3 protein-coding genes are annotated in these 8,835 nt (G+C 52.5%); all 3 read right to left on the reverse strand.

Annotation, left to right across the window (positions count from 1 at the left end; genetic code table 11):
* The coding region (locus V6D20_23805) for a toll/interleukin-1 receptor domain-containing protein (GenBank protein ID HEY9818806.1) at window positions 1-1,854 on the reverse strand (1,854 nt) is incomplete at its 3' end.
* 83 nt (window positions 1,855-1,937) lie between these two features.
* The gene (locus tag V6D20_23810) at window positions 1,938-2,861 is read right to left on the reverse strand and encodes a hypothetical protein (GenBank protein HEY9818807.1); all 924 of its coding nucleotides are present in this window, start codon (window positions 2,859-2,861) and stop codon (window positions 1,938-1,940) included.
* Window positions 2,858-8,302: an ATP-binding sensor histidine kinase gene (locus V6D20_23815; protein HEY9818808.1), complete on the reverse strand. Its 5,445-nt coding sequence runs from the start codon at window positions 8,300-8,302 to the stop codon at window positions 2,858-2,860. The genes V6D20_23810 and V6D20_23815 overlap by 4 nt, the downstream gene beginning before the upstream one ends.
* Between the last annotated feature and the right edge of the window lie 533 nt (window positions 8,303-8,835).

The following is an 8,835-nucleotide window of genomic DNA, read 5'->3' on the forward strand; positions in this document are numbered from 1 at the left end:
CCATTGTTCCGCATTGGTCAACTCGTCGTCCCGCAGCAACAGACTTTCCTTGCGCCCCTTTTCATCCCATTCGATCGCCCGCAACAATAGCCGGGTATGGGCACGAAGATGCTCAGTATCCGTATCCAGAATGCGCAACAACTCAGTCAAGTGAGCGGAAAAGTCACCGTCTCGTTGATGGAAATCTAGCCATTGCACCTTAGCCAAGTCAGGATGCAGGGTGGACGAGTCAATCGGTTGATGCAATACCGTGACAAAGCGTTTGTTTAACTTAGCTGCATATTCAGCTTCATCAGCGCAGTAGGGCGACTTGACCGATCGCGGCGACAAAATGAATAAGAAAATATCAGCACTTTCAATGCCTTGGCAAATTTCTTGCTGAAAGTCAGCCGTTCCTACGGCAATGCTCTCCTGATCAAACCAAGTCCGTTTGCCCTGTACCTGTAGCGCATCGTTCAGCTTGCGGGCAAAGCCAGAATCAGCACGGGAATAGGAGATAAAGACATCTAGCGAAAGCCCTGGCGGCTGGCGTCGGCTTTCCTCAATAAATGTCTCCTGGATAGAAATTGATGGATGCGTAACGTGTTGTTTCGCTAACTTGTACCAGGCTTCTGCCTCGCGCAGATTGTACCCTCGTAGCAATAGCGCTGGGTTGTGGTTTTGGCGTTTCCACTTGAGGGCTTTGGTCACCAATACCTTATGGGTTTCGTGATAAGCGGCATCCTGCCGTAAAACCTGCAACAACTGGCTTTCATCTTGTTCGTAGTCGCCTTCTGTCACATTGTCCGTCAGGTCAATATAGTGCAGATTTCGCAATGTTAGAGGGATATGTTCCAGCGATACAGCCTCCGCCAACAGGGGAATAATTCGCTTGTTGAGGGATAGGGCGTAGTCCAACTCATGCTGGCAATAGGGCGATCGCACCGAGTCAGGCGACAGCAAATACACCACATTATCCGCTTCTTCAATGCCGCTATCGATCACCTGTTGAAACTCACGTCCGGCTTGAATATCCGTCGTATTCATCCAGACGGTAAAGCCTTCTCGCCATAGGCTATTGCGAATGTGCTCTGCCGCCGCTCGGTCTTCGTCGGCATAGGCAAGAAACACATCCGTCATCAAGTTTTCGGCATTTTTGCGACTTTCAGTGATGAACTCGCAGTGGAGCGGCGTAGGCAGACAGGGCGGTTGTGAATCCTTGAAGCGGACTTGCAGCCAGTCTTCGGACTGCAGCCGTTCTTCACCAATCAGGAGATAGGGCGATCGCTTCTGATGTCGTTCCCACTCCAATGCTTTAGCCAGTAGGAGCGTGTGTTGATGCACATAGTCTTTGTGGCGATCGCAAATGTCCAATAACCCGGCTAGAGCCGCTTCAAAATTATCTTGTCCCTCCCGCGCATAAATCCAGTTGATTTTGCGCAAACTAGGATGCATATTTTGAAAATGATCGTGCAATCCCTTGGCTTGATACTCGTCCCATTCCTGTTCAGTGCCGCCTGGATTGCGCTCTTTCCAGGTTGCATAGCTAATTTGTTCCACATGGAGCAGTGGAATGATGCGCTTGTGGCGCTTGAGTGCAAGTTCGAGTTCTAGTCCGCAGTAGGGTGAGTTAATAGAATGGGGTGAAATGATGAACAGGACATTATCTGCCCGCTCAATGCCATCATCAATTTGTTTCTGGTAATCAACCCCCAGGGGAATATCGTCGTAGTCAAACCAAACGGTAAACCCGCGATCGATCAACTGGCGATTGAGGCGAGACGCAAACTCCAGACTGTCTCTTCGACCATAGGAAATAAAGATATCCTGAAAATCTTGCATCAGCCCAGCACCCACCGAAAAAGATTGTTTCAATACAATACTATTTTCTTGGAAAACTGGTTCATCCGAGCGGTCACCATTGTGTATGACCTTAAGTCAACACCAGCGATCGCCCATCATCCTATAGGCTGCCCCACCTGCTGCAAAATGGTCATGGGATCTAACTCCTTCACCCGCTGGAGCTGGTCATGGTCGCGGGCCAGGAGCGCTCCCGTAAAACCGAGGGAATTCACCGGCACCCCCTGATAGCTGGACTGCGATCGCGGCACCATCAGCATCCACTGACGCGTCACGATCAGGTTGTAGGGCGGAGACTGGGGCGGCAGCGGTTGGGTCGGGTTCAGCAGACCCAAGGCTTGGGCCAAGGCCCGGTAGCGATCGCTGAGGTAGGAGCCGCCAGAGCGATCGTTGGGATCGAGGCCATCTAGCCGGGCAATGCCATGGGCAAACGGCAAATTCGCCGTCACAATTGGGTCGGAACTGGCCGCCAAAGCCTTCTGTACCACCGGCGCGATGGGACTAGACTCAATCTCGTCGGCCATCGGTAGGGGAATCAGTTGCACATGCTTATGGGGTTGGCTTGCGCCCGCCGGCTCCCCCGCATTGTAGAATCCCAGCCCATCTATTTCCGCCAAGCAGTGCCAGAGAGCGGCAAAATCAGCAACGGTCAGCCAGGTATCCTGGGCTTCAAAGTGGCGGGTGATAATCAACAGATGGTGATCCACTACGTTGAACTTATTGAGCAAACAGACATGCTGTTCAGACAATGCCCCCACGCAAAGGTTGTCATCGTAGGGCAAAAAGGGATTCACCGGCTTGCCGGACTTGGCCAATCGCTGGTGCAAATCCGCCTCTTTGCGAATTAGATTGGTCACCACCCGCACCAAAAACCGCACCCCGCCCGACTCCACCCATTCGTAGGAGGTAGGAATCGACTGCAGTGCGCCGCAGGTGAGAGCGTGCTGGGTCTGCGATCGCACCCGCCCCCAAAGGTCTCCGGGCTGGAGATCTACAGAATTCAAGGAAGAAGGTTGCATCATAGGGGAATCCGAATCACAAAGGTGGTGCCTCGTCCAGGTATAGACGTGAGGGTGAGCTGACCGCCATGCTGTTCTTCAACAATTTGCCGACTAATGGACAGCCCAAGCCCGGTACCGCGCCCAACCTCTTTGGTGGTAAAGAAAGGTTCAAACAGCCGCGTTTGCAGACTTGCCTCTATCCCCGGTCCATTATCCGTCAGACGAATCACAGCTTGGGAGGCAATCACGTCTGTTTGAATGGTAATGCGATTGGGATTTGCTTCAATCTCGCCATAGGAGCTATCGCGGTTGTGGTCTTCAAAAGCATCAATGGCATTGGCCAGCAGGTTCATGAACACCTGGTTGAGCTGCCCTGCAAAACAGTTGACCTCTGGCAGATCCCCGTAGTGTTTAAAAACCTCGATGGCAGGGCGGGAGGCTTTAGCCTTGAGGCGATGCTGCAAAATCAACAGCGTGCTGTCGATGCCATCATGAATGTTAGCCGGCTGCTTTTCGGTGGTATCCATGCGCGAGAAGGTACGCAAGGACGACATAATATCGCGAATGCGCTGAATGCCCACTTTCATAGACGACAGCAGTTTGGGCAAATCTTCGAGCAGGTAGTCGAGATCGACATCATCCATGCGTTCCACAATGGCTTCTGGCGGATGGGGCAGATGTTGCTGGTAGAGTGCTAGCAATCCCATCAAGTCTTGGGTATATTCCTCAGCGTAGGTGAGGTTACCGCCGATAAAGCCAACGGGATTATTCACCTCGTGGGCCACTCCAGCTACCAGTTGCCCCAAGCTTGAGATCTTTTCGGTTTGAATCAGTTGCGACTGGGTTTGCTTCAGGCGTTCTAGGGAACGGCTAAGCTGCTTGGCCCGGTCCCGCTCCCGCTGCTCTGATTCGCGCAGGGCTTCATTTTTTATTTTAAGTTCTAGGGAATTATTTTCAAGCTGGCGAGAATGAGCTTGGAGGTTGGCGTAGAGCTGAGCATTTTCAATAGAAATCGCCAACTGGGCCATCAGCACCTCTAGAAGCTCTGTGCGATCGCGGGTAAAGGCACCCGCCGTCAGTTTATGCTCTAAATACAGAACGCTTACCAACTGCTCTTGTTTAACAATCGGGAAACAAAGAATCGATCGGGGTTTCTCTGTAACTAAATACTGATCGGCGAAAAAGGTAGATACATCACCGGCATCATCTAAAATCAGGCTTTCATGGGTATTAGCCACATAATTAATAATCGACACGGGCAGCGATCGCTGACTCATGGGTTGAGGAAGGCGATCGCGGGTTTCTGTTGCTGGCTGATCGACCTTACGATCGGCTTGAATCATCCACTCTTCATTCTGGCGCATGAGAAATACACCACGCTGGGCCCCAGCATTTTCAATGGTGATTTGCAAAAAGGTATCCAGCAGATGATCTAAAACAATTTCCCGAGAAATAGCCTGGGATGCCTTGATCACCGTCGCCATATCCAGAAGATGGGTGTGGCGATGGGTGGAAGCTGTGGTGGAGGTAGTGGTCGAAAGGCTAATCGACCGATCCTCCTCATTGCGCAGCAGCACAGGATTTAACACCTGGGGATAGTTCTGTTCCATGTGACGAACTTTGGCGATCGCTCCCCAGCGCACATAACTATAGTAGGCGTCGGTTAGATAAGCTTGACCAATGCGGTTTTTGCCAATAGATAAATAAAACATCGCGGCCCGCTCACAGGCGATCGCTGCTTCATGCAGATAACCATGGTCAATAGCCGTTTCAATGGCGCGGTCATACCCATCCATCGCCGTCAGCACATCTCCTTGAAGCTGCGCTAGTTCCGCCGTAATCAACTCTGCCCGATGTTGATAATTAGCGGGTACCGCTTCTGCCCAGTGCTGAATGGTGGGTTGCTGAGCCAAGGCCTGCTGAAACAAGGTCTGGGGAATAGCTTCGTGGGTTTGCTGGCTGCGTCCTAAAAAGGCCAGCACTTGATAGAAACGGTAGGCACCAGATAGCGCCAATCCCACACCGCTATTGAAATAAGGTTCTGCTTGGTTAGCTGCCGCTACCGCACCACGATAGTCCCCAAAAATGCAGGACAAGATCAGCTTGGCGGTATAGATCAAAAATAACGCTTGGTGATAGTGAGTTGCTTCTAGGCGAGGAATCAGTTGCTCTTCATCAATACCGTCTCCTGATAGCACTGTAGGATCTGGGCTAGGTGTTTGTAGATTCAGCGTGAGTTGATACACGATTTGCGTATAGTGAAGCTGCAGCTCTTGCTTCATCGTCTCCAAAAGATCGATATGTCGCTGCTGAGCCTTAGCCACCCGATCGAGCGGTTCACCCACCAAAAAGAGGTGCGTGCAGTAGTTCATTACCGCATAGCTGGTATAACTGATGTCCCCTGTATCTTGTCCCACACGGATGGTATGCAGCAGCGGGCTGAGGGTAGCCCGCAGGGGTTCCTTCCAATGGCGGATGAAGGTTTCAAAAATCTGATAGGTGCTGCAGCGAAACGGCTCGGCATCAAAGCGTTCTAGTAAATGCAGGGCAATTTGTCCTGATTGGTAGCCCACCTCCGGCATTTGCAGCAGGCTACACATGAGCCAGCCATAGGCGGCATAGGCAAAGGAGGCTTGGGCGCAGTGGCCATGCTCTAGGCAAAGCTGCACCTGGGCCAAGATCAACCGGTAAAACGTGGGAGGATCGGTTTGGTAGGCTGGCGAGGAGACAATCCGCATGATTTCCAGGGCCGCCTGATGCTTTGGATCCGTCAGAATGGGAATAGACTCCAACTGATCGAGAGCAGGGAGAACTAAGGATTTAGCCAGCGCTTCACAGTCTTCCATGCTACCCATGGGCAGTTCCCCATAGAGCATCTCTAGGGCCGTCATACCGGCCGCGATCGCGCCCTGCAATTGCGACTGGGCCATATGAAACTGAATTTTTAGCTCGTAGGCCTTCACCTGATCCAACCCCGGCTGGGCCCATTGCTCAATCTCGGATACCAGGAGCTGCGATCGCCCATAATCCGTCGTCAAATAGGCAGCCTCCGCCGCCTCCAGGTGCAGCGCTAGGGTGAGATCGTAGGCATGATGCCAGGGATGATCGGGCAGCAGATCGAGGGCAATATCAAAGTGGTGCAGCGCTGATTGATAGGCCGCCGAAGCCTTAGCTTTCTTCCCAGCCTGGCGGTTGAGGTCAATCAAGTGCCGCCGTTCTTCTGCATCCGTCATCAGCGATCGCCCTAGGTTGAGCGCATTCACTGCATCGAACAGGACATCGTCTAATTGATCCGCCGGCGTATGTTTGAGCAATAGCCGCCCTACCTTGAGGTGAGTCTTAATTTTTTGGTCATCAGGAATCAGCGCATAGGCGGCCTGCTGCACCCGATCATGAAGGAAGCGATAGGCGATCGCTTCATCAAAGGGCAGATGATCATTATCCCAATGCATACCAGGATAGGACTGATGGGTCATCGGCACCAATAGCCCAGCCTGCACCGCCGCCCATACCTGTTCAGAGACCACCGCTGGCCGTTGATCGTGAACTCGCACCAGCGTTTTCAGATCAAATTGATTGCCCACACAGGCTGCAAGCTGGAGGGTGGTTTGCGCCGCCACTGGCAGCCGCTGAATGGCAACCACCATGAACTCCACCACATTGTCAGTAATATCTAGGGCTTGAATCTGGGATAGATCCCACTGCCAGGTCTTGGCTTGACGATCGAAGGTCAGCAGATGATCGTGGTAGAGCGATTTGAGCAGTTGATTCAGGAAAAAGGGATTGCCCTGGGTTTTCTCAAATAACAGATGGCTCAAAGGTTCTACCAAGGTGCGATCGCAGTGTAGAGTGTCTGCGACCAGTTGGGTCACTTGGTCGGGCAACAGGTTGTCCAGTTCAAGGGTGGTGACGGTCGCATCTAGATGGAGCAACTGTTCCACCATCTCCATCAGGGGATGGATAGTACTCACCTCGTTGTTGCGATAGGCCCCCACCAACAGCAAATAGCGGTAGCGGGCATTGCTCATCAGAGCATCAATAAGATTCAGGGATGCCGAATCTGCCCATTGAAGGTCATCCAAAAAGATCACCAAGGGGTGCTTCGCCGTGGCAAACACCTGAATGAACGACTGCAAGACTCGATTAAAGCGATTCTGGGCCTCCGCAGAGGGTAGATCTGGAACAGGAGGCTGGGAGCCCAAGAGCACTTCCAGCTCTGGCAATAAACTCGTGAGCAACTCGCCATTACTGCCCAAAGCATGGCGCAGCGCCGTCGTCCAGTCCTGCAAGCGAGCATTACTTTCCGCCATAATTTGGCGCATTAACTCTCGAAAGGCTTGCACAAAGGCAGAATAGGGCGTATCGCGTTTAAATTGGTCAAATTTTCCGCTGGTAAAATAGCTATGCTGATGCACTACCGGGCGATGAATTTCCCGCACCAAGGCCGATTTACCAATGCCCGAATAGCCGCCAACCAGCAGCAGTTCTGTCCGGCCTTGGCAAACCCGTCGAAAGGCTTTCAGCAAAGTTTCCAGCTCGGCTTCTCGACCGTAGAGCTTTTCTGGAATCTGCAAGGAGTCCCAATAATCTCCCTGGCCTAGGGGAAAAGGAGCGATCGCTTGCTGCCGTTGCCATTGCTCTTGGCAGCGTTCTAGATCAGCCTTGAGCCCATAGGCGCTCTGGTAGCGATCTTCCGCATCTTTTTCCAGCAGCTTCATGACCACCTGAGATAGTCCCTGGGGTACCTCAGGACGCTGTATATGGGGAGCTACCGGCAGTTTAGCAATGTGGCAATGCACCAATTCCATGGGATCATCCCCTGCAAAGGGAAGATGTCCCACCAATAATTCGTAGAGGGTCACACCGAAGGAGTAGAAATCCGTGCGATGATCCAGGGTGCGATTCATGCGGCCGGTTTGCTCCGGAGACATGTAGCCCAGGGTACCTTCCAAACCACCCACAACCCCCGTTGGAGATAGGTCAGGCAGTAGGCGCATGGCGATGCTGAAATCCGTTAGCTTGGTTTGCCGGGTCTGGGCATTGTGGATAATATTGGCCGGCTTGATGTCTTTATGGATGATGCCTTGAGCGTGAAGCTGGGCAAGGGTGTCTGCCAACTGTATGGCCATGGCCAGCAGATCATCCAAGGCAATTGGCCAAGCAGCGGCCACCGGATGGAGCGATCGCCCGCCAAAATCTTCTAGCACCAGCGCCAAACGATGGCCACATTCCAGCAAATCATAGGACTTCACCACCCCATCTAGGGACAGTTGTTGGGTGATGCCATACTCGTAGCGGAAACGAGAGATCTCCCGCAGGGATGGATATTCCGGCTTCAAAAGCTTCACCACCACCGGCAGAGTATCGCGATCGCGAAGCGCCCGATAGACCACTGTCCTATCGGTCTCATGCAGCGTGTCCGTTAGGACATAGCCTTGCAGTTGATGTGCAGCTTTTCCCATGCGCTTACCCTTGCGTTTGGATGCTCACTAGGGCGAATAATTCATATCGTTTCATGCGGGGCCAGTTTTATATACCCGATCTGTGCATCACCCTGGGATATCCACAAGAGCAACACATCCATGATGATCGATAGCCGTCCCATTGCTGTTGGGATCTACACCACCGCTCACGAACGGACTCGCCCCAGACTAGCTTAGGTTCCATAGATCCTTCAGCAGGCGGGTGATGACATGCTGAGCGATCGCAGACAATGGACCATAGTGCTCCACTTGACCTAAATGCGTCAAGCCTGATGAGCCCCTCCGCTTGGTGTGCAGCTTAGTGGAATTCAAGCATCTACGTCATGCCTGAATGATAGCTTGCTAACGCATTGTCCATCTTGCCCCATGGTACATCGTGTGATTCACTCCGTTTAGTTTGCCCAAACCCAACGCGAACTACACAAGGCGGGCTGGAATTTTGCTGGACAGCATTGGAATGATGTCACTCTTTCAAACCTGTGGTAGCAATTCCCTGAATAAACTGACGCTGG

This window comes from Candidatus Obscuribacterales bacterium (genome assembly GCA_036703605.1).
GTDB lineage: Bacteria > Cyanobacteriota > Cyanobacteriia > RECH01 > RECH01 > RECH01.